The sequence below is a fragment of the Methylobacterium sp. C1 genome (assembly GCF_001854385.1).
Lineage (GTDB): Bacteria > Pseudomonadota > Alphaproteobacteria > Rhizobiales > Beijerinckiaceae > Methylobacterium > Methylobacterium radiotolerans.
Window position 1 is genome coordinate 2,464,766 of sequence record NZ_CP017640.1, and the last position, 20,531, is coordinate 2,485,296.

General features: G+C 69.9%; 20 protein-coding genes. 10 read left to right on the forward strand and 10 right to left on the reverse strand.

Annotation, left to right across the window (positions count from 1 at the left end; translation table 11 throughout):
- Nucleotides 1-46: 46 nt before the first annotated feature.
- Nucleotides 47-802, forward strand: coding sequence for a hypothetical protein (locus BKE41_RS31175; RefSeq protein ID WP_159392746.1), 756 nt, complete (start codon nt 47-49; stop codon nt 800-802).
- On the opposite strand, the gene BKE41_RS11355 is transcribed toward BKE41_RS31175, so the two are convergent.
- From BKE41_RS11355 to BKE41_RS11380, 6 genes are all read right to left on the reverse strand, one after another.
- Nucleotides 803-1,852, reverse strand: a complete 1,050-nt coding sequence (locus BKE41_RS11355) for a hypothetical protein (protein WP_070999412.1) — start codon at nt 1,850-1,852, stop codon at nt 803-805.
- Nucleotides 1,845-2,684, reverse strand: coding sequence for a regulatory protein GemA (locus BKE41_RS31615; protein ID WP_199825839.1), 840 nt, complete (start codon nt 2,682-2,684; stop codon nt 1,845-1,847). The genes BKE41_RS11355 and BKE41_RS31615 overlap by 8 nt, the downstream gene beginning before the upstream one ends.
- A complete protein-coding gene (locus tag BKE41_RS11365) occupies nt 2,681-3,052 on the reverse strand; it encodes a hypothetical protein (protein WP_070999413.1) in 372 nt (123 codons plus the stop codon). The genes BKE41_RS31615 and BKE41_RS11365 overlap by 4 nt, the downstream gene beginning before the upstream one ends.
- Before the next feature lie 125 nt (nt 3,053-3,177).
- Nucleotides 3,178-4,191 carry an AAA family ATPase gene (locus BKE41_RS11370; protein ID WP_083374346.1) on the reverse strand — a complete coding sequence of 338 codons (1,014 nt, stop codon included), beginning with the start codon at nt 4,189-4,191 and terminating at the stop codon, nt 3,178-3,180.
- Nucleotides 4,188-6,185 (reverse strand): Mu transposase C-terminal domain-containing protein, encoded by a 1,998-nt coding sequence (locus tag BKE41_RS11375; protein WP_107645302.1) that lies wholly within the window; start codon nt 6,183-6,185, stop codon nt 4,188-4,190. Before BKE41_RS11375 ends, BKE41_RS11370 begins: the two co-directional genes overlap by 4 nt.
- A 1-nt stretch (nt 6,186) precedes the next feature.
- The gene (locus BKE41_RS11380; protein WP_070999417.1) at nt 6,187-6,408 is read right to left on the reverse strand and encodes a hypothetical protein; all 222 of its coding nucleotides are present in this window, start codon (nt 6,406-6,408) and stop codon (nt 6,187-6,189) included.
- A 78-nt stretch (nt 6,409-6,486) separates the two neighbouring features.
- On the opposite strand from BKE41_RS11380, the gene BKE41_RS30265 reads away from it, so the two are divergent.
- Both BKE41_RS30265 and lexA read left to right on the forward strand, forming a co-directional pair.
- Nucleotides 6,487-7,026, forward strand: coding sequence for a helix-turn-helix domain-containing protein (locus BKE41_RS30265; RefSeq protein ID WP_159392747.1), 540 nt, complete (start codon nt 6,487-6,489; stop codon nt 7,024-7,026).
- 342 nt (nt 7,027-7,368) lie between these two features.
- Complete coding sequence (lexA, locus tag BKE41_RS11385) at nt 7,369-8,097, forward strand: transcriptional repressor LexA (RefSeq protein WP_012318999.1); 729 nt, start codon at nt 7,369-7,371, stop codon at nt 8,095-8,097.
- Here the strand turns inward: lexA and BKE41_RS11390 are convergent.
- Nucleotides 8,091-10,352 (reverse strand): ComEC/Rec2 family competence protein, encoded by a 2,262-nt coding sequence (locus BKE41_RS11390; RefSeq protein ID WP_070999418.1) that lies wholly within the window; start codon nt 10,350-10,352, stop codon nt 8,091-8,093. The two genes, lexA and BKE41_RS11390, sit on opposite strands and share 7 nt — an antisense overlap.
- A gap of 193 nt (nt 10,353-10,545) precedes the next feature.
- On the opposite strand from BKE41_RS11390, the gene gltX reads away from it, so the two are divergent.
- The 4 genes from gltX (at nt 10,546) to BKE41_RS11410 (ending at nt 14,778) form a co-directional block, all read left to right on the forward strand.
- Nucleotides 10,546-11,973: a glutamate--tRNA ligase gene (gltX, locus tag BKE41_RS11395; RefSeq protein WP_063111550.1), complete on the forward strand. Its 1,428-nt coding sequence runs from the start codon at nt 10,546-10,548 to the stop codon at nt 11,971-11,973.
- A 244-nt stretch (nt 11,974-12,217) separates the two neighbouring features.
- Nucleotides 12,218-13,507: a citrate synthase gene (gene gltA, locus BKE41_RS11400; RefSeq protein ID WP_012319002.1), complete on the forward strand. Its 1,290-nt coding sequence runs from the start codon at nt 12,218-12,220 to the stop codon at nt 13,505-13,507.
- A 56-nt stretch (nt 13,508-13,563) separates the two neighbouring features.
- A complete protein-coding gene (locus BKE41_RS11405; RefSeq protein ID WP_058607642.1) occupies nt 13,564-14,457 on the forward strand; it encodes an AlkA N-terminal domain-containing protein in 894 nt (297 codons plus the stop codon).
- Between the two features lie 72 nt (nt 14,458-14,529).
- Entirely contained in the window at nt 14,530-14,778 is a 249-nt protein-coding gene (locus tag BKE41_RS11410) for a hypothetical protein (RefSeq protein ID WP_012319004.1), read from the forward strand.
- Between the two features lie 232 nt (nt 14,779-15,010).
- Here BKE41_RS11410 and parC read toward each other — a convergent pair whose 3' ends face one another.
- Both parC and recO read right to left on the reverse strand, forming a co-directional pair.
- A complete protein-coding gene (gene parC / locus BKE41_RS11415) occupies nt 15,011-17,257 on the reverse strand; it encodes a DNA topoisomerase IV subunit A (RefSeq protein ID WP_070999419.1) in 2,247 nt (748 codons plus the stop codon).
- Between the two features lie 250 nt (nt 17,258-17,507).
- The gene (gene recO / locus BKE41_RS11420) at nt 17,508-18,227 is read right to left on the reverse strand and encodes a DNA repair protein RecO (protein ID WP_024830250.1); all 720 of its coding nucleotides are present in this window, start codon (nt 18,225-18,227) and stop codon (nt 17,508-17,510) included.
- A gap of 137 nt (nt 18,228-18,364) precedes the next feature.
- On the opposite strand from recO, the gene BKE41_RS11425 reads away from it, so the two are divergent.
- Together BKE41_RS11425 and BKE41_RS11430 are read left to right on the forward strand one after the other, a co-directional pair.
- Nucleotides 18,365-18,766: a hypothetical protein gene (locus BKE41_RS11425; RefSeq protein ID WP_070999420.1), complete on the forward strand. Its 402-nt coding sequence runs from the start codon at nt 18,365-18,367 to the stop codon at nt 18,764-18,766.
- A 20-nt stretch (nt 18,767-18,786) separates the two neighbouring features.
- Nucleotides 18,787-19,482 (forward strand): gamma-glutamylcyclotransferase, encoded by a 696-nt coding sequence (locus tag BKE41_RS11430; protein WP_024830249.1) that lies wholly within the window; start codon nt 18,787-18,789, stop codon nt 19,480-19,482.
- A gap of 88 nt (nt 19,483-19,570) precedes the next feature.
- Here the strand turns inward: BKE41_RS11430 and BKE41_RS31620 are convergent, their stop codons facing one another.
- Nucleotides 19,571-19,714 carry a hypothetical protein gene (locus BKE41_RS31620; protein ID WP_012319010.1) on the reverse strand — a complete coding sequence of 48 codons (144 nt, stop codon included), beginning with the start codon at nt 19,712-19,714 and terminating at the stop codon, nt 19,571-19,573.
- Between the two features lie 175 nt (nt 19,715-19,889).
- Here BKE41_RS31620 and BKE41_RS11435 point away from each other — a divergent pair, with 175 nt between their 5' ends.
- Complete coding sequence (locus BKE41_RS11435) at nt 19,890-20,513, forward strand: hypothetical protein (RefSeq protein ID WP_024830248.1); 624 nt, start codon at nt 19,890-19,892, stop codon at nt 20,511-20,513.
- Nucleotides 20,514-20,531 lie beyond the last annotated feature (18 nt).

Below are 20,531 nucleotides of genomic sequence, written 5' to 3' on the forward strand. Positions count from 1 at the left end.
GCCTCGGATGCGAAACTCAGCTGCGCAAGAACGCCTTGATGGTAGGATGAAGCAGGCAAAACCCAAGGGTGCCGCAAAGAGTTACTACGTAAAACTGTTCCGCCGAGCCTTCGCCGAAGCGTTTGCAGCCATAGGGCTTACAAAATCGACGGAGGCCTTTCGAAGTCTTGTTTTATGGTCGGGCACCGTCCTTCTGCTTTATAGTATTGGATGGTCCAGGATCCCATTTATTGGGACTGAAAATCCTGATGCATCCAGCGAAGTTCGCCTAGGTTTAAGTGCCGTTGGCGCTATCGTCTTGATATTCGTAGTAACGCTAATATGGCGGCTGCTATCTTTGCCGCCACGACTTGATGCCGAACTACGGGCTGAAGTCGCGGCCTACAAGGCGGAGATGGAGACTGATGCTGATGTTGAACGCGAGCTTCTGACGCTCAGTCAAATGCGCCGCGAGGGGCTTGATCTCTACGATAACATCAAGGATGCGAGTGACGAGGAGGAGTTCCATGCTTGGCGGGCTGCCCTCGATGCTTGGGTGCAGCGGGTGAAGGATCGGCTGGATGAGCGATGGTCCGTAGCGGCTAGGCACGAATTCGATGACGCAGGTCGGTCCGGCGGATGGACTCGCAGAATGAAAAATGAAGCTGCTCAAGCTGCAATCGAGCAGCGAAACACATGGTTGCTTTCGCGGTATACCAGCTATTTTGCGTCTTTGGATGATCTTGTCCGGCGTGGATACAGCTTGTTCATCGGCCCAGCTTCGGTAAGAATGGCCCGAGCTGAGGAGGACGATGCGGAATGACTATCTTTCGCCCTGTATGCGCCTTTTAATCACTGGTTCAAGAAGTTGATCGATTATACGAGCCGCTCCAGCTGTGGTCAGCGAGGCCATGCTGGCGGTGTCCCAGTTTTGCGGCCCGCGGGCCAGCCGCGAGAGCAGGTTCACCTGCGGCTGGCTAATAAAGCCCCGCGCGTTTGACACCCGCGGCACCGGTTCCGGAGCACGATAGCCAAGTTTCATGAACTGAGCTCGGACACGGCACCAGCCGGATAGATCGAGGTCGCCAACGCTGTGCACCCCACCACCGACCATCGTCACGATCTGCTTGAACTCATTGTAGGGTAGGTCAAGCTGATGCCGGGCCTCGCTGAGGATGCCGACTGCCTCGCGATCCATGTAGTCCCGCCTTGGCAGGGGCCATGGCACGCCCTGTCTCAGCAGGTACTGAGCCAGCATCATGAAGCCGTGGCCGTCGATCCGCTCCGGACGATCTACGCCCGCCAGCTCCATCAGAAGCGCGGCATAATACCGGTTGCTCATCCCGAGGTGGTGGCGGCAGGCGTCGAGCCAATCTCTGTAATCAGTGGACACCCCCGGCAGGGCGTCGTCGCGGAAGCCGTAGCCGTAGAGGTTGTCTACGGTCAGGTCATACAAAGCGCGGGACACGTCGAGCAGTGGGCCGCCGTTGCACATCATCGACACAACGTCGCCGACGAGGCGGGGTGCACCGAACTCGGCGTGCGCTGCGCGGTGCAGCAGCAGGAAGTCCTGTGGCCTTAGCTCCGCGCCAAGCGTTACCTGCTCGGCCGCCAGGAGGAAGCGATAGGCGTCGCTCTCCAGCGCCGTGCGCATCGCCGCTGGTAGGCTAGCCACGCGAATGTCCCGGCGCCGGCGGCCCATCACCTTCTCTGTGCGCACCTCCAGAACGGCGCCGAACCATGGCGCCTCGCGCCCCTTGGCAAACGCCGCGGTGATCCGCTGCATCTCGTTCAGCGCAATCCCGGCCGCCTTCGCGGCCAGCTCGACGGAGACGAAGCCGCCGATCGTGGCCTCGGGCGTGATCTCAAGCATGCGTTGTCTCCCGCTCGCCTTTGCGAGCCTTCATCGACTTCAAAGCCGTGATGACCTTCGCGGCACCGGCCGCGGACAGGAAGCGCAGTGAGGATGCGCCGTGGTACCGCTCCAGCCAGGTGTTCAGTCCGGCTTCAACGTCGGCCTCGCTCTCGGCGGCAGGGGCAGTCCACTCCCGCCATAGGGTGCGGATCAGCTCCACCTGCTCGGGCGAGGCGAAGCCGGGCCGACGGCCGAACACGGGCCCGGCGGGGGCGACCGGCACGCGATCGAAGCCCTCGGCCTCCAGGAAGGCCATGATCAGGTCGACGCCGCGCCGGTCCAGGTCGGCCGCCGAGACGACGCCGCCGAAATCCTGAAGGATGGCGTGCCAGCGGCGCTCGACCATCTCGACGCGCTTGCGGGCGACCTGGAGCAGGCGGAGCTGCGCGGGCGAGATCTCGCGGCGAGCGGTGTTGAAGGCGGCCACGTCTAGGCCGCGCCGCTCCCATCGCGCCAGCAGATCGAGGAGCCCGCGGCCGACAAGGTCGCGTAGATCGGCGACGCCGCCGTGGCCGCGCAGGTCCGCCGTGTAGACGTGCGGCGTGAGGCCGAGCTGGCGCGCGGCTTCCTCGATCAGCTTGCGGGTGCGAGCCGAGATGATTGGCCGCTGGCGCGAGCGGAAGCCGGTCACAGTGAGGTGGTCCAGCAGCCGGTCGAGCCCGGCCGCGGTGAGATCCTCAATCCGATCGGCGCCGCCATAGCGACGCAGCACTTCGGCGAAGTCTGTCGCGTCGGGCGAGGACGCCGCGCGGGCGCGGTCCAAGAGCTTGCGCTGCGCTGGCCGGATCACTGTACGTCTCCAGCGCCGCGCGTAGCTGAGGCCCGCTCCTCCAGTGCTTCCAGGCGCGAGGCCATCGTATTGAGGCAGTCGATGACGATGTGCGAGGCCGTGGTCAGCGGGCTTTCCGGACCATCCTCCGTCACCGCCTTCTCGAACAGGTAGACGAGGCCGCGCAGGTTGTGGCCGACCATGTAGCCGTCGCTCACGAGGCGGCGAAGGTCACCGACCCTGCCAGCCAGGATCCGTGCCTCGGTCGCGTGGCGGGCCGCTGCCTCAGCAGCCTCGGCCTGGAGCGCAGCGCGATCGTCCCGCCAGCGCTGGAGCAAATCATCCGGAACCTGCGGCTGAACGACGCGGCCGGTGGGGTCAACCCTCATGGTGCGAGGAACACGCGGCGTTGGATCCGCCGCAATGGGGGACGCTTGGGCTGCCATAATGCTTGCCTCGTCTCTGGAGTGACCGGCTGGGTTAGCCCCAGCTCGGGGTACGCAACGAAAGGGGATCAGCGCTTCCGCGGCAGGCGTTTGAGGCTGCTCTGGCGTTTGACCTGCGGGGCGGGCGCGGCTCTCGGCCCCTCCAGGTCGCGCTGGAAATGCGGGAAGGTCATAAGAGCCGCGCGGATGTCGACCGCGTGAACCATCTTGCTCTGCCGCTCCCGCGCGAGTGCGCGAGCCACCGGCAGCACCTTGCCGAGGCCGTCCGCGTGGCGAGCGCTGGCGAGATCCCGGCACAGCCGGAACGCATCCATGCCCTCTACGTCGTAGCGGCTGGCGATCAGATCCGCGTCCGTCTCCAGGATGCAGTCGATTTCCTCCCGGATCGGGAGGCGGCGGGCGATCTGTTGGATGGCGGCTTGGCTGGAGCTGACGAGCTTGATCACCTCGTCGTTGCCAACGAACACCATCTGGATGCGCGCCTGCTCGCTGATGGTCAGCAGCTCGCGTGCCGAGCGCAGGGTGAGGTTCTGCGCCTCATCGAAGAGCATGACGGGGGCGAAGCACGCTTCCCGGCACAGGCGCTTGAGGGTCGCCGCGATGCTGTAGGCCGGGCGTACTCCGAGATGCGGGGCGACCTCTTCGAACACCGCCATGGTCGAAGCGCCCATCACGCTCGACACGGTGACGAGCCCAACAGACGGCCCCTCAAGCGTGCTGGAGCGGCGCACCGCTTCCTCCAGGGCGCGTGTCTTGCCGACGCCAGGCGATCCGATGATCAGGGCGTTCTGGCCGAAGCGCAGGCAGCGATCGATCGCACCGTGGATGAGGTTGGCCGCCGAAGTGGGGACGAAGGGTGTTTCCCAGATACCCTGCTCCCGACGCCGCGCTTCGATTGCAGCCCGCCTCTCCGCCTCAACGGTCGCGCGCACCTTCTCCGCCTCGCGCTCCGCGCGCTCGCGACGGAAAGCTTCGGCCGCCTCACGGCCGCGCCGCTCCGGCTCGGTGCGCAACCACTCGAGCACTTCGCGATCGACGGGATCGTTCGGATCGAAGTCAGTCCAAGGGCGCAGGTCGCTCACGGCGTCCCCCTCAGCATCTGCGTACGAGCGAGAGCGGCGTGGATCTTCGCCTCTTTCTCCGCACGCTCGCGCTTCTTGCGGTCAACCGGGTTCTCCAGGACCTTCCGGCCCATCTCGGCCATCGTGGAGGCGAGACCGATCGTGCCCTTGCTCTCCGGCACGGGCGGTGCCGGCTGACGGGCGGCTGACGCGATCATCTCCGCGGGCACGTCGAGATCATCGATCTCGCTCGCAGTGGCGGCGATGTCGGCCAGCGCCAGCCCCTTGCGCCGCGCGGCCTCGCGCGCACCGCGTGGATCAAGCCGGGCATAGACTGGATCCGGGCGGGCGATGCCGATCAGCGCGCCCTGCATCGTCAGCACCGGGACGGCGTCCCAGGTGACGAACTTCGGCAAATGCACACGCACGCGCTGGCCGCTCAGTCCGGCGAGCTGATCGCAGAAGTAGACGTCACCGTCGAACCGGATCTTGCCGTCCGTGACGATGCGCGTACCCTCAGTGGAGAAGGCCATCAGCAGCGCATCGGCATCTGCGTCGGTCCGCTGCCAGCCTTCCTTGACGGCTCGCCCGTAGGCGACGGCTGGGGACAGGCCGCGCAGATCGCCCTTCTGAGGGTCGCTGTTGTAGTAGGCCAGCAGCCCCTCGAACCGGGCGCAGAACTCATCGAAGCTTCCGTCGAACGGCTCCGGTGCACGCCCAAGGTTGCCCGAGCGCGTCTTCATTCGGTCGCCGCCGATGTAGCCTTTCACTGGAGCTAGGATCTTCTGCTCCAGGGCGCGGAACGAGCCCTCCAGGATGCCCTTCGCCGCAGCGTTGTATGGAGCCGCTCGCGTGATCCCGCCGCCTTGCCCCGATCGACAATCGAGGTTGGTGAGCTTTATGGCGTCGCGCACGAAGTCGGCGAAGGCGTACTCCGAGCCGTTGTCGAGGTAGAGGTGAGCCGGCATGCCCCAGTGCGGATCCTGAGTCATGGCAACGAAGCTGCGGATCAGATCAGCGTTGCGGACCGCGGTGCCGGGCTCGCACAGCACGAGGTCCAAGCGCAGGCGGCGGTTCGCTGCATCGAGCCAAGCGATGCCTTTGGGTGTCGCGAGTGAGCCATCCTGCCGCCGCACGTACACATCGAAGTGGTGCACGTCGCCGTAGACCACCTCCATGGGCGCGAGACCGGCAGAGGTGAGCCGCACCCGCGGCCGGGCGTTGTCCCATTCCTTCGTGTTGGTGCGGTATCCGTGGACGCGACGAGCATCCCGGCCGGCCTCGATGACGTGCTTCGGGAGCCGGCAGGCCGACAGGTTGGCTTCGTAGTCTCCGATGCCCGCCTGGGCCGTCAGCTCGGCCAGGCGCTCGGATGCTAGGCGCACGACGCCGCTGTAGCTCGTGCCATTGCCCCAGAGGGCGCGGATGTACCGTTGGATCGTTCCGGCGATCCGCTCGCGGGTATCATCATCCAGGGCGACAGTCGCGGCATCCCAGCGACGGGTGATGATCGGTAGGCTCTCCGGCTTCACCTCGCGCCGCTTGCGCACGAGGCCGCGGATGCCGGAGGCCGTCGCCTTGCTGACCTTGCGCTCGATGTCCCGAAGGCTCGGGACGAACCAACGTCCGTCCGGGCCGCACACCTCAACGCCTGCCAGCGCCTCCATGACGGATCGGCGTTCGCGCGAGCCCTTCGGATGGGCGAGAGCCGGACGAAGGAAGTAAGCCCACCACTCGGCCGCTTGAACGGCTCTCGCGGACGGGTTCAACAGCCCTTCAACACGCGTTTCCGCGGCTTCAATGCGGAGCTGAAGTTCGGGCGGGAGGCTCGTTGCCAGAACGCGCCACGAAGCTCCAGCCTGTCCACCGCGCCCGTGGCACATGCGAACGTTGAGGCGCGATCCGCGCCAGGTCTGCGCCTTCCCGGAGCCGATCCGCCCTAGAGCGTGCCGAACCTTGCGTTCAGAAATGCCAGCAGCCTGAGCCACTTCGGAGGCGGTGACCCAGTCCTCCATTTCAGGCCGCCGTATCCAGCACGTCCCGGATAATCTGCGTCCTAAGGGCTATGGCCTTGCGACCAAGAGACCGCCCCTTCAGCGCTCTGTAGGCGAGCTGGCGACAGATGCCGCGGGTCTTCAGATACGTATTGAGCGAGCTGCCCTGTGCGATGAGGACAGAACGCACACGTGCGTATTCGGCCTCATAAGCTTGCACGGTATCGTGCAACACGATGTCCATGATAGGCTCCGGTTTTGTAACCGAAATGGAAACACCCCTGTAGCCATTATGTCAACTCCCATCGATCGAGGGCTGCCGGTGTCGTCATCCAACCAAGCGCAACAGATAAATGCTGATGCTGTCCTTGATCGGATGAAAGAGATATATGATGTCGATACAGATACCGCCTTGGCCGATGTTCTTCGCACCACTAGACAAAACATATCAAAGTGGAGATCGCGTAACTCAGTGCCTTATGCAGAGGCGGTGGCCGCATCATATGCTCGGAATGCGTCAATAGATTACATTCTGACGGGTCGAGGCGATAAAGGTCGACAGCAAGGTGGCGAAGTAGAACTTGATGTTCAGCTCTTGCGAGCGATCTTGCTTAGCCTGCTGGCCTTTGAGCGCATCAAAGTCATTGGTGCGGACACCGTGACCGAGCTCAATCAGATGGCTAAAGCTATTGCTTTCCAATATAAACGAGCGGCCGAGGCTGCGCAGCAGTTACAGAAAAATGAAGGGCTCGATGCCGAAGCGGCACGTGCCGTAGCCGTTGCGGCAACAGAACTCATGTCCTCGGATGGGACGGCATTCGGTCCGCGCCTTGATCCCACGGACACCGATCGCAGCGACTGACCGACGCCTCACGCCGCAGGGTCCGCAATAGGGTCCGCATTCGGCCGACCGCAATGTGCATGGTCCGCAAAAAATTACTGCCGTACAACGAGTTACTTATAACTGGCGATGCCGGACCTGCGCGATCAAGGTCCGCAATGCGGGTCCCCCAAACTGTGGAATGGCATCAGATTTTTCTGCCCTCCGCCAGTTAGCGATGGCGAGTTGCCCGCCAATTTGGCTGCGCCGCCCCAGAGCGTGGCGGTGCCGCTCTTGCGGAACACTTGCGGAACGTTTAACCTGTTCGTGATTTGTTTCGGAGACCGTCACGTGGCGGTCCGCCAAGCCGCGAGTCCCCCGTCGATGCTCACGCGCAAGCAGCTGGACCTCCTGCGATTCATCCAGAGCCGGATGCAGGAATGCGGCGTCCCGCCGTCGTTCGACGAGATGAAGGATGCCCTCGACCTCAAGTCGAAATCCGGCATCCACCGGCTGATCACGGCGCTGGAGGAGCGCGGCTTTCTCCGGCGCCTGCCGAATCGGGCGCGCGCCATCGAGGTGATCCGCATCCCCGAGAGCCTGACGCAGGCCGCGCCGGCGCCCCAGACCCCCGCCGAGCCGCGCCGCTTCACGCCGAGCGTGGTCGAGGGCGGCAAGTCCAAGCAGCCGCCGGCCCCGGCGAGCACGCGGATGATCGACGAGTCCGGCCGGGCCATCTCGATCCCCGTCATGGGCCGGATCGCGGCCGGTACGCCCGTCTCGGCGATCCAGAACCAGAGCCACGCCATCACCCTGTCGCCGGACTTCGTGGCCGGCGGCGAGCACTACGCCCTCGAGGTGCGCGGCGACTCGATGGTCGAGGCCGGGATCCTGGACGGCGACCTCGTGGTCATCCGCAAGCAGGACACCGCCAATACCGGCGACATCATCGTGGCGCTGATCGACGACGAGGAGGCGACGCTCAAGCGCCTGCGCCGCCGCGGCTCCTCGATCGCCCTGGAGGCCGCCAACCCGGCCTACGAGACCCGCGTGCTCGGGCCCGACCGGGTCCGGATCCAGGGCCGCCTCGTCAGCCTCGTCCGCCGCTACTGAAGCGGCTCGGCCGGCGCGTCGCCGGGAGCGAGGTCTCCGCCCGGCGCGGCGGCCCCGTCCTCCGCGGTGACCGGCCGCGGCGGTCCCGGATCGCGTCCCGGGGCCGGCCGCCAGGGCACGGCGCGCCCGTCGTCCCGGGCGAAGCGCGCGGCGAAGCCGTCGCCGTCGGCCCGGAGGGCCACGGCCCCGCGGGCGGCGAGGACTTGCCGATCGATCACCAGGGGGCCCGTGCAGGTCGGCGGCGCCGCGAGGAAGGTGATCAGCACCGCGGCGCGGGCGCAGTCCTCCGGGAAGGCCCGCCTGTCCCGGACGAGGGCGACCGCCCGCCCGTCCGGCAGCCGGGCGGTGCAGCCGAGCCGGTCGCAGCGCCCGCTGCCCGACCGGACGATGAGCGCCGCGGGCCGCCGCCCGTCACCGTCCGCCTTCAGCCACTGCTCGAGGACGAAGCCGGAGGGGCTTCCGAGGGCCGCGAGCCGCCCGTCCGGACCCCGCACCGCCGCTCCCGCGCCCTGCCGGTCGACGTAGAGGTCGTAGCGGTCGGGCCGGGCCGCGAGGACGAGGCCGAGCAGGACCGGCGGCACGGCGAGCCAGCGCAGGCGGGAGGCCGGCAGCGTCGCCAGCAGCAAGCCCGCGGTCAGCAGGGTCAGCGCCGCGGCGCCGAAGGCCGGCAGCACCAGGCTCGCCCGCTCGAACCCGGCGATCCAGTCCGAGATCGCCAGCATGCCGGCCACCGCCTGCCCCATCAGCCACCAGACCGGCCGGTCGAGGGCGAAGGGATAGGCGAGGCAGCCGATCACCGCGGCGGGCATCACCACCAGGGAGACGAGCGGCAGGGTCAGGGCGTTGCCGACGAGGCCGAAGGGCTGGACCGTCTGGAAGTGGTAGGTGGCGAAGGGGGCCGTCGCGACCTGCGCCACAAGGGTCGTGGCCAGGGTCCCGGTGATCGCCGAGAGGCCGGTGCCGACGAGGCGGCCGATCCGCCCGGCCCCGGGGCGCACGAACAGCCGCCCGTCGATCAGCCGGGCGCAGGCGATCAGCCCGGCCACGGCGCCGAAGGACATCTGGAAGCTCGGGCCGAGCAGGCCCTCCGGCTCCCGGGCGAGCGCGATCAGCGCCGCGAGGGCGAGGTTGCGCATCGACAGGGCCGGCCGGTCCACCAGGATCGCGCCCAGCATGATCAGGGTCATGATCAGCGAGCGCTCGGCCGCGATGTCCCAGCCCGAGAAGGCGCAGTAGGCGGTGACGCCGACCATGGCGAAGCCGGCCGCGATCTTCTTGATCGGCCAGAGGAGCGCGCAGAGCGGCACCGCGGCGAGGACCGCCCGCACCAGCCAGAACACCACGCCGGCGGCCAGCACCATGTGGAGGCCCGAGATCGACACCACGTGGTAGATGCCCGCGGCGCGGAGCGCGTCGTTGGTCGCCGGTCCGATGAGGCCGCGCTTGCCGGTCACCAGGGCCGCCGCCACCGCGCCCGCCTGGCCGCCGGCGGCCTCCGCGATCCGGCGCGTGAGCCCGTTGCGGGCCGCGTCCAGCGCCGCGGCGAGCCGCAGGCCCAGCGGCGGCGGCTCGGACGGCGCCCGGACGGTGACCGCGCCGACCAGCGAGCCCACCGCGCCGATCCCCTGGAAGTAGGCGTCCCGGGCGAAGTCGTAGCCGCCGGGCCGGGCCGCCTCCGGGGGCGGCAGCAGCCGCGCCGTGGCGGCGACGACGTCCCCGGGGCGCGGGATCGGCGTCTTGCGGAACGAGACCCGCACCCGGGCGGGCCGCGCCTCGGGCGCGAGGCCGGCGAAGCTCTCCACCCGGATCACCAGCCGGGCGCCGACCTCGCGCTCGTCCAGGGCCTCGACCGTTCCGACGAGCGGACCGATCGTGGTGCGCGTCAGGATCGGCGCGGCGACCTGCGTGACCCGCCAGGTCGCCGCCGCGAAGCCGAGGAGCGCGGCCGCCACCGCGAGCGCCGCCGCCAGGGCCGCCGGCCGCGCGCCGAGGACGGGAACCGGCGCCAGCGCGAAGGCGGCCGCGATCAGGGGCGCGGCCAGGCTCGGCGCGCCGTCGGCCGCCGCGAAGTAGACCAGGATCCCGCCGCCGAAGGCCACTGCCAGCCAGGGGAACAGCCGGCGCTGCTCGGCCTCGCGGGCGAGACCGGCGGCGACCCAGCCGCGGAGCGCCGGTAGGGCGGGCGGGAGGGCTCGGACGCGCGGGCCGATCAGCGCCACCGCGCCGCCCGCCCGCCTCGCGCCGATCCGCCGCATCGCCGCCGCCCCGCTCCGCGCGACCTGTCGTCGGGGCCGAGCGATTCTGCGGGCGATTCTTAACGCATCCGCCGGCCCGTGCTACAGCCGGCTCTTCGTGCTACGGGCGCCCTGTCGAGCCCCTCGCCGCTCCGCCGCCCCTTCGCCGTCCGTCGCGCTCCGTCCGCGACCAGCCCCGGAACATACCGGACCGATGTCCTCAGCCGTCGTCACGCGCTTCGCCCCCTCGCCCACCGGCTACCTGCACATCGGCGGGGCCCGCACGGCTTTGTTCAACTGGCTCTACGCCCGCCACACCGGCGGGAAGATGCTGCTGCGCATCGAGGATACCGACCGGGAGCGCTCCACCAAGGGCGCGATCGACGCGATCCTCGACGGCCTGTCCTGGCTCGGCCTCGACTGGGACGGCGACGTGGTCTTCCAGTTCGCCCGCGCCGAGCGCCACCGCGCCGTGGCCGAGGAGCTGCTGGCCGCGGGCCGCGCCTATCACTGCTACGCCACCGCCGAGGAACTCGCGCAGATGCGCGAGACCGCCCGCGCGGAGGGGCGCGCCCCGCGCTACGACGGCCGCTGGCGCGACCGCGACCCGTCCGAGGCGCCCGCCGGGGTCAAGCCGGTGATCCGCCTGCGCGCGCCGATCGAGGGCGAGACCGTCGTCGAGGACGCCGTCCAGGGCCGGGTCACCTGGGCCAACAAGGACCTCGACGACCTCGTCCTGCTGCGCTCGGACGGGACGCCGACCTACATGCTCGCCGTCGTGGTCGACGACCACGACATGGGCGTCACGCAGATCATCCGCGGCGACGACCACCTCACCAACGCGGCGCGCCAGAGCCAGATCTTCTCCGCCCTGGGCTGGGACATCCCCCGGATGGCCCATATCCCGCTGATCCACGGGGCGGACGGGGCCAAGCTCTCGAAGCGCCACGGCGCGCTCGGCGTCGAGGCCTATCGCGATCTCGGCTACCTGCCGGCGGCCCTGCGCAACTACCTCGTGCGGCTCGGCTGGAGCCACGGCGACCAGGAGGTCTTCTCCACCGAGGAGATGGTCGCGGCCTTCGACCTCGGGGCGGTCGGTCGCTCCGCGGCGCGGTTCGACTTCGCCAAGCTCGCCAACCTCAACGGCCTCTACATCCGCACCAGCGCCGATGCCGATCTCGTCGCGGCGATCGAGACCATCCTTCCGAATGTCGGGCCGGAGCGCGGCCTGTCGGCGCCGCTGCAGCCCGACCTCAAGGACAAGCTGATCCAAGCCATGCCGGGCCTGAAGGAGCGGGCCAAGACGCTGATCGAGCTCCTCGACAGCGCCTACTACCTCTACGCCCAGCGGCCCCTGGCACTGGACGACAAGGCCCGCGCCCTCCTCTCCGACGAGGGGCGCGGCCGCCTCGCCGGCGTGCGGCCGGTGCTCGAGGCGCTGCCCGACTGGAGCGCGGCCTCCACCGAGGGCGCGGTGCGCCAGTACGCGGAATCGGCCGGCTGCAAGCTCGGACAGGTCGCCCAGCCCCTGCGCGCGGCGCTGACCGGCCGCACCACCTCCCCGCCCCTGTTCGACGTGATGGCGGTGCTCGGCCGGGAGGAAACCCTGGCGCGCCTCGGGGATCAGGCGCCGCAGGGCTGAGACTGCCGCGCGCGGACCGGGAACTGCGGGCCCCGGCCCGGATTGCGTTGGGTGGAATTCAGTTGGCGGAATTCGCTTGGCGTCGGGGGCGGGTTGTCACCGACCCCGTTGCTGCTGCACTGCCGTTTGGGTAACCCATGGCTGTGAGCACCCGCAGCATAATGCGTGTGCTCAGGCCCCCGGGACCGACTCGGGCAGCCCGAGGCCGGCATCCGCCACGTCGCCAGAGAAGGGTCCACGATCCATGAGCGCACCCAGCACCATCACCGTGGACGGCAAGTCGATCGAACTGCCGGTGAAATCCGGCACGATCGGGCCGGACGTGATCGATATCGGCAAGCTCTACGCCCAGACCGGCGCCTTCACCTTCGACCCGGGCTTCACCTCGACGGCCTCCTGCGAGTCGAAGATCACCTACATCGACGGCGACGAGGGCGTGCTGCTGTACCGCGGCTACCCGATCGAGCAGCTCGCCGAGAAGGGCGACTTCCTCGAGACCTGCTACCTGATGCTGTTCGGCGCCCTGCCGACCGCCGCCCAGCGGGCCGATTTCGAGTACCGGGTCACGCGCCATACCATGGTGCACGACCAGATGAACCGGTTCTTCACCGGCTTCCGCCGCGACGCGCACCCGATGGCCGTCATGGTCGCCTCGGTGGGCGCCCTCTCGGCCTTCTACCACGACTCCACCGACATCACGGACGAGAGCCAGCGGCTGATCGCGTCGATCCGCATGATCGCCAAGATGCCGACGCTCGCCGCGATGGCCTACAAGTACTCGATCGGTCAGCCGTTCGTGTATCCGAAGAACGACCTCGACTACACGTCGAACTTCCTGCGCATGTGCTACGCGGTGCCGTGCGAGGAGTACGAGGTGAACCCGGTCTTCGCCCGCGCGCTCGACAAGATCTTCATCCTGCACGCCGACCACGAGCAGAACGCCTCGACCTCGACGGTGCGGCTCGCCGGCTCCTCGGGCGCCAATCCCTTCGCCTGCATCGCGGCCGGCATCGCCTGCCTGTGGGGCCCGGCCCATGGCGGCGCCAACGAGGCGGCGCTGAAGATGCTGATGGAGATCGGCACTCCGGAGAACGTCGGCAAGTACGTCGCCAAGGCCAAGGACAAGAACGACCCGTTCCGCCTGATGGGCTTCGGCCACCGGGTCTACAAGAACTACGACCCGCGCGCCCGGATCATGCAGAGCACCACCCACCAGGTGCTGAAGGAGCTCGGGAAGACCGACGATCCGCTGCTGCACGTCGCCATGGAGCTGGAGCAGATCGCCCTCAAGGACGAGTACTTCATCGAGAAGAAGCTCTACCCGAACATCGATTTCTACTCGGGCATCACCCTCAAGGCGATGGGCTTCCCGACCGACATGTTCACCGTGCTGTTCGCCGTGGCCCGCACGGTCGGCTGGATCGCCCAGTGGGCCGAGATGATCGAGGACCCGTCGCAGAAGATCGGCCGTCCGCGCCAGCTCTACGTCGGTCCGACCCAGCGCGACTACGTGCCGGTCGACCAGCGCGGCTGAGGCGGGATCACCTGTCCGGAGACGCGACCAGCGGGGCGGCCGAGAGGCCGCCCTTCGTGTTTGCGGAGGCGATCGAGCTCTGCCTGCCCGTCCGGCCGCCCTACGACTGGGGGGCGATCCGCGCCTTCCTGGCCAAGCGGGCGATCCCGGGCGTCGAGGCGACGGATCCCGCGGAGGCCTACGCGCGTACGGTCAGCGTCGCGGGGCGGCACGGCCTCCTGACGGTGGCCCCCGGCGCGGACGGCCTGCGCGTCACGCTCCGCGGCGTCGAGGCCGGGCACGCCGAAGCGGTCGCCGGGCGCCTGCGCCGCCTGTTCGACTGCGACGCCGATCCCGGCGCCGTCGCGGCCTGCCTCGCCGGGGATCCGATCCTGGCCCCGCTCGTGGCCGCGCGGCCGGGTCTGCGCCTGCCGGGGGCTTGGGACCCGTTCGAGACCGGCTGCCGGGCGATCCTCGGCCAGCAGGTGTCGGTGGCGGCCGCGATCGGCCTCGCGGGCAAGCTGGTGGCGGCGTTCGGGACGCCGCTGGCGGAGCCGTCGGGCGGCCTGACCCACGTCTTCCCGGCGCCGGCGGATCTGGTCGAGGCGGATGTCGCCCGGGCGCTCAACATGCCCCGCGCCCGCGGCGCGGCGATCCGGGCGCTCGCGGCGGCGGCGCTGGCCGACCCGGACCTGTTCGCTCCGGCCGAGTCGCTGGAGGCCGCTCTGCTCCGCTTCACGGCGATCCGCGGGATCGGGCCCTGGACCGCGCAGTACATCGCCATGCGGGCGCTCAAGCTGCCCGACGCCCTGCCGGTGGGCGATGTCGGGCTGCTGCGGGCGCTGGAGACCGGCACCGGGCGGCCGAGCCCGGCGGAGCTCCTGGCCCGGGCGGAGGCGTGGCGCCCGTTCCGGGCCTACGCGGCACAGCACCTCTGGGCGGCGGACGAGGCGGCCGTGACGGGGCGGTGAGGCGGCCGGCAGGCTCATGGTCCGCGTCGCCGGTATCGGCTAAGCTCGCGGCCGGCCGGGGGCTCTGGTTCGATGTCGGAAGCGGAGAGCGAAGCGCGCGACACGCTCGTGGCGAACGAGCGGATCAAGTTCTCGGCGACCTACGCCAACGGCCTGGCCGTCGCGATCTTCGCCGTCGGCGGTTTCGCGCCGTTCATCTCGACCGCCCTGTCGGATCGTCCGCACTTCGCGCCCGTGCTCATCGCCATGGTGGTTTGCTGGATCATGAGTGGCGCCATACATTGGGCCGTGAGGCACGCATTGCGGAACCTTCGGCCATGACGACAGCCCAGCTTCTCCTCCTGCTCGCGGTTCCGCTCGGTGGCGGCGTGCTGGCCTTCGGCGCGCTCTGGCTCGCCCAGCGGGCGCATTGAGGACAGCGGCCTCCGCAACGCGGAGACCGCGCCCGACCGCGCCCTCGTCCTGAGCTGCGGTGGAGCCGTCCAGAAGGAGGGGTCCAGCGAGCACTGGCACCTCAGGCCGGGAGGGGGCACTGGAGCGCCCCCGGCCTCCCTCACCGCCCGAACCGCTCGAATTTCGGGAAGCTGCGCGCCATCATCAGCCCGACCTCGGCCCGGTGGCCGAGCCACTTCTCCAGCACCGAGACGTTGGCGAGCCGGCCTTCGGCCGAGCCGTCCTGCCAGGGCAGGCCGTCCGCCAGCTTGAAGACGTGCGCGTCGAGGAGGCTTCCGCTGCGGCAGCGCTGGAGCCGCACGCCCTTGCCGCGGGCGAGTTCCGCCACCTCGGAGACCGGGAAGATCAGGAGCAGCTTCTCGGTGTTCACCACCGCGACGTGGTCGCCGTCCGCCGGCACCAGCACGGCCGCTTTGGCGTCGCCGTCGAGACCCAGCACGTTCTTGCCCTTGCGGGTGTTGGCCACCAGCGCGTCCGCGGGCGCCAGGAAGCCGCGCCCGTCGGAGCCCGCGATCAGCAGCTTGGTCTCCGGCCGGTAGGGCAGCGCCGCCACGATCTCGGTGCCGTCGTCGAGGTCGGCCATCAGCCGCACCGGGTCGCCGAAGCCGCGCCCGCCCGGCAGCTTCGAGGCCTCCAGCGTGAACACCTTGCCGTTGGTGGCGAGCAGCAGGATCTTCTGCGTGGTCTCGGTCGGGAAGGCGATCTTCAGGGTGTCGTCGCCCTTGAACGCCACGCCGGAGAGGTCCGCCACGTGGCCCTTGAGTGCCCGGATCCAGCCCTTGGTCGAGACGATCACGGTGATGGGCTCGCGCTCGACCAGCGCCGCCGTGAAGTCGATGCCGCCGACATCCGGCGGGCTCGCCAGCGTCGTGCGGCGCTTGCCGAGCTTGGTCTCGGGCCCGAAGGTCTTCTTCACGGCGCGGATCTGCGCCTGGATCGCCTTCCACTGCGCCGGCTCGGAGGCGAGCAGGGCGTCGATCTCGGCCTTCTCGGCGGTGAGCGCGTCGAACTCGCGCTTCAGCTCCATCTCTTCGAGCTTGCGCAGGGAGCGCAGGCGGGTGTCGAGGATCGCGTTGGCCTGGATCTCAGTCAGCTCGAACCGGGCCATGAGGGCGGCCTTCGGCTCGTCCTCCTCGCGGATGATGCGGATCACCTCGTCGAGGTCGAGATAGACGATGAGCAGGCCGCCCAGGATCTCAAGGCGCCGGTCGATCTGGCCGAGGCGGTAGCGCGAGCGGCGCTGCAGCACCACGCGGCGGTGGTCGACCCATTCGCGCAGGCACTCGGCGAGCCCGATCACCTTCGGCACGAGGCCGCCGACCAGGACGTTGAGGTTGAGCGGAATCCGCGCCTCCAGCTCGGTCAGCCGGAACAAAGATTCCATCAGGATCACGGGATCGACCGTGCGCGAGCGCGGCTCCAGCACGATGCGCACGTCCTCGGCCGATTCGTCGCGCACGTCGGCGAGGAGCGGCAGCTTCTTCTCCTGCAGCAGCTCGGCCATCTTCTCGATCAGCCGGCCCTTCGGGATGCCGTAGGGAATCTCGGTGACGACGATGTTCCACGTGCCGCGGCCGAGATCCTCCTTGGCCCAGCGGGCCCGGACCCGGAAGGCGCCGCGGCCGGTCCGGTAGGCCTCGGCGACCGACTCGGCCGAGTCGATCAGGATGCCGCCGGTCGGGAAATCCGGCCCCTGGACGAACTTGGCGAGCTGACCCGAGGTCGCCTCGGGATGGTTGATCAGGTAGAGCGCCGCGTCGCACAGCTCGGCGGCGTTGTGCGGCGGGATCGAGGTCGCCATGCCGACCGCGATGCCCTGGCTGCCGTTGGCCAGCAGGTTCGGGAAGGCCGCCGGCAGGACGACCGGCTCCTCCTTCTCGCCGTTGTAGGAGGGGCGGAAATCGACCGTGTCCTCGTCGATCCCGTCGAGCAGGAGGCGCGCGACCTCGGTGAGCCGCGCCTCGGTGTAGCGGTAGGCGGCCGGGCCATCGCCGTCGATGTTGCCGAAGTTGCCCTGGCCGTCGACCAGCGGGTAGCGCTGGGCGAAGTCCTGGGAGAGCCGCACCAGCGCGTCGTAGATCGCCTGGTCGCCGTGCGGGTGGAAATCGCCCATCACGTCGCCGACGATCTTGGCGCATTTCTTGTGCGCGGTGGTCGGGTCGAGCCGGAGCAGCCGCATCCCGTACAGAATGCGCCGGTGCACGGGCTTCAACCCGTCGCGGGCGTCCGGCAGGGCCCGGTGCATGATCGTGGAGAGCGCGTAGGCGAGGTAGCGCTCCTCCAGCGCGGATTTCAGCTCGACGCTCTCGATCCCGTCGCCGGACGGCGGCTCGAAGGGCTGGCCCATGACGGCTCCTGTCTCAGGGCGGGGCCGCCGAACAGCGGCGCCACCTCATGCAGCAATCCGTCATTCCGGGGCGCCGGAGGCGAGCCCGGAATCCAGACCCGCCTGCCCTGCCGGAGGAGACGGACGATCCTGCCGGGCCGCGTGCGCGTCTGGATTCCGGGCTCCGCTCCGCGGCCCCGGAATGACGGGTTTGTTCGTCCCGGGTCGAGCCACGCTCAAGCCCGGGCGTTTCTAGAACAGAACGCGAACATTACCCGGCCTCGCGGCCGAGCGCAACGAATCGCGCCCGCTCCTCGGGCGGCCCGAGGCCGCGCGGACCCCAGACGTGCCGGTCGAGGAAGTATCCCGTCAAGGTAAACCCTTGGGCAACGCCGTCGGGACCGGGGGACCCGCCCGCGTGCAGGAAGGTCGGGAGCGCCAGCAGGCGGTCCCGGTAGGGCTCGCCGGCCGAGGCGCTGACCGCCCGGCCGCTCTTCGGCGACACGTAGGCCAGGGCGTCGTTGCCGCCGGTGGCCGCGCAGGCGGTCAGGTCGAGGCCGAAGCCGAGCTCCGACAGGATCGCCAGCTCGAACCGCACCATCAGAGGCGGGGCGACGGCGGGGTCGTCGAGGTGCTCGACCAGAATCCCCGCCGCCTCGTAGAGCGCCGGATGCGGGTCGCGCTCGGGGAGGAGCCGCAGCAGGGCGGCCATGTGGTTCATGCCGTAGAGGGCGAGGCTCGATCCGATCAGCCGCGAGAGCTGCGACTCGAGGGGTTCCACCGCGTAGGAGCCGAGGCCGTCGTCGAGGCGCGCCCGCCACGTCAGGCGGACGCGGTTCCCGGCCTGCAGAACGGGCTGCATCCGGCGCGAGCGCCCGCCGTGCACGAGGCCGAGGTGGCGCCCGTGGGCCTCGGTCATGGCCTCGAGGATGACGCCGGTCTCCCCGTGCCGGCGCAGGCCGAGCACCAGGGCGTCGTCGGTCCACTGCATCGAACGTCGCGTCTTCGTGTGAGAGATCGGGTGAGCGGTGCGCTCCGCGCCTGCCTCTCATATAGGGAGCCGCGGCGGTCGGCGCTGCCCCGCGCGGTGCCCAGCCCCAGGCAGCCTTGGCCGGGTAGCGATGACCGATGCCGCGCCGCGTCGCCCTCGCCGCCCTGATGGTCCTCCTCGCCGCCGGTGCGCAGGCCGCGCCGCGGGCATCGAGGCCCGCCGCCGAGTCTGTCCCCTCCCCGGCCCTCCTCCGGCGCATCGCCGCCCTGGCCCTGAGGCAGGTCGAGTTCGGCGCGGTGTCCCTGCTGCCCGTCCGGTTCGCGGGCAGCCGGATCGCCGGGCCGATCGCGGACGGCGGCCGGGTGATCTACTGCGTGTCGGGCCGGATGTACGGGCGGACCTTCGGCAAGCCCGAGCGGCCGAGGGTGGCGCTGCTCGACGACAACGACCGGCTCTCAGTGCTCGACGACGACGAGGTCTGCGCCGGGCACCGCACCCGACCCTTCCCCGAACTCGACGCGCTGGGCAACAAGCCGTGAGGCCCGGGCGTTGAGGGCCCATGCCCGCCGCGCCCGCCCGCACCCTCGACCTCAGCCTCGACCTGATCGCCCGCGCCCATTCCGTCCCGATCCCCGACGACCCGAGCGCCCTCGAGGTTCTCTCGGACGCGGAGCTGCGCCCCGGGCTCGACGCGATCGTCGCCGGGCGCGAGGGCAGCGACCTCTGGGTCTTCGCCTACGGCTCGCTGATGTGGAATCCGGAATTTCCCGTCGCCGAGCGCCGGATCGGGACCGTGCGCGGCTTCCATCGCCGGTTCTGCCTGCTTCAGCGCCGGTTCCGCGGGACGCCGGACCGGCCGGGCTTCGTGCTGGCGCTGGACCGCGGCGGCCTGTGCCGGGGCGTGGCCTTCCGCCTGCCCGGCATGGAGATCCGCGAGGCGCTGATGCCGGTCTGGCGCCGCGAGATGCGCGGCCGCGGCTACGTCGCCCGCTGGCTGCCGGTCGCCACGGAGGCCGGGACCGTCTCGGCCCTGACCTTCCTGGCCAACCGCGCCAGCGACCGCTACGCCGGCCGCCTCTCGGATGCGGAGATCGCCGAGAAGATCGCCGCGGCCTGCGGCCACAAGGGGCCGAGCGCCGAGTACCTGTTCCGGACCGTGGAGGCCTGCGAGCGCCTCGGGATCCGCGACCGCCACCTCTGGAGCCTCCAGGCCCTGGTGGCCGCGCGGCTCAGGGCCTGCGCGCCGGGAGCGTGATCCCCGGTCCTCCGCGCCTCGCGCGCGGACGGAGCCGAACGCGTCGACCGAACGCGTGGACCGAGGGCGACGACCGGATGCCGGCGGCTCAGATCCAGGCCCGCTTGGTCGCGACCACGACCCGCCCGCCGCCGTGCTCCGCGTCCGGGTTGCGCGGCTCCCGGATGCCGGGGGCACGGCCGGTGGTGACGTAGACGAGGAGGGTGAGGACGAGCAGGATCTTCGTGCGCATGGCGACGCTCAAGCTTGAGCGTCGGTGCATAGGAACGATCGGTTTTTACGGAGTTGCTGCAGTGCACGCGGGCGCGCGGCCAGCCGCTTCCCCGCGGACGTGGTGAACGAAGGGTTGCGATGCGGCCGCGATCGTCTATGCCGCCGGCCCGTGATGTCCACAGGCGGAGGATAGGATGCGGCTCCGGATCGGCGTGGCCCTGGCGGTGGTCGTCATCGCCGCCGTTGCTCTCCTGGCCGGACCGCTGAGCCGCGGGGACAGCCTGTCCGACATCCTCACCGGCCGGACGCCGCTGCTGGCCGGGAGCGCCCGGGCGCCCGGCGGCAGCGCGGACCTGACCGGCACCGCGACCCTCGAGGCGGACCGGCGGCCGGCGACCCTGCACGTCGCCTGCGATCCGGGCGGCACCGGCCTGTCCGCCGCGATGACCGTGCCGCGCTTCGCCGAGCTGGCGCCGCGCTTCGACTTCGCGGGCCTCGAAGGGGCCGACAGCGAGAAGCCCCTCACCGGGATCCTGGTTTCCAGTGACGGCAGCGTGCGCTCCGTGCGCATGCCGGTCCGGGGCGCCGCGACCGGGCCGGAGGCGGGCTTCACGCTGACGGTGACGGGCGCGCGCCGGGGCGAGGATCCGCTGCGCGGGGTGGCCCTGGCCCTCGCCCAGCCCGGGACCAAGCTGACCTGGACACAGGCGAGCCCGCGCCCGGGAGACCCCGCCCTGACGGCGACGTTCACGGTCGCGGAGGCCGACGCCGCCGCCCTGAAGGCGGCCCTCGACGGCTGCCTCGCGGCGCCGTTCTGAGGCGGCCCGGCCGGCGCC

Coding starts and splice junctions, on each gene's coding strand:
- parC (WP_070999419.1), bottom strand. CDS start 17,257: ATGGGCCAGCCCTTCGAGCCGCCGTCCGGCGACGGGATCGAGAGCGTC.
- BKE41_RS11365 (WP_070999413.1), bottom strand. CDS start 3,052: ATGAGGGTTGACCCCACCGGCCGCGTCGTTCAGCCGCAGGTTCCGGAT.
- BKE41_RS11390 (WP_070999418.1), bottom strand. CDS start 10,352: ATGCGGCGGATCGGCGCGAGGCGGGCGGGCGGCGCGGTGGCGCTGATC.
- lexA (WP_012318999.1), top strand. CDS start 7,369: ATGCTCACGCGCAAGCAGCTGGACCTCCTGCGATTCATCCAGAGCCGG.
- BKE41_RS11430 (WP_024830249.1), top strand. CDS start 18,787: ATGCCCGCCGCGCCCGCCCGCACCCTCGACCTCAGCCTCGACCTGATC.
- gltX (WP_063111550.1), top strand. CDS start 10,546: ATGTCCTCAGCCGTCGTCACGCGCTTCGCCCCCTCGCCCACCGGCTAC.
- gltA (WP_012319002.1), top strand. CDS start 12,218: ATGAGCGCACCCAGCACCATCACCGTGGACGGCAAGTCGATCGAACTG.
- BKE41_RS11375 (WP_107645302.1), bottom strand. CDS start 6,185: ATGGAGGACTGGGTCACCGCCTCCGAAGTGGCTCAGGCTGCTGGCATT.
- BKE41_RS31175 (WP_159392746.1), top strand. CDS start 47: ATGAAGCAGGCAAAACCCAAGGGTGCCGCAAAGAGTTACTACGTAAAA.
- BKE41_RS11355 (WP_070999412.1), bottom strand. CDS start 1,852: ATGCTTGAGATCACGCCCGAGGCCACGATCGGCGGCTTCGTCTCCGTC.
- BKE41_RS11425 (WP_070999420.1), top strand. CDS start 18,365: ATGCCGCGCCGCGTCGCCCTCGCCGCCCTGATGGTCCTCCTCGCCGCC.
- BKE41_RS11435 (WP_024830248.1), top strand. CDS start 19,890: ATGCGGCTCCGGATCGGCGTGGCCCTGGCGGTGGTCGTCATCGCCGCC.
- BKE41_RS11380 (WP_070999417.1), bottom strand. CDS start 6,408: ATGGACATCGTGTTGCACGATACCGTGCAAGCTTATGAGGCCGAATAC.
- BKE41_RS31620 (WP_012319010.1), bottom strand. CDS start 19,714: ATGCGCACGAAGATCCTGCTCGTCCTCACCCTCCTCGTCTACGTCACC.
- recO (WP_024830250.1), bottom strand. CDS start 18,227: ATGCAGTGGACCGACGACGCCCTGGTGCTCGGCCTGCGCCGGCACGGG.
- BKE41_RS11410 (WP_012319004.1), top strand. CDS start 14,530: ATGTCGGAAGCGGAGAGCGAAGCGCGCGACACGCTCGTGGCGAACGAG.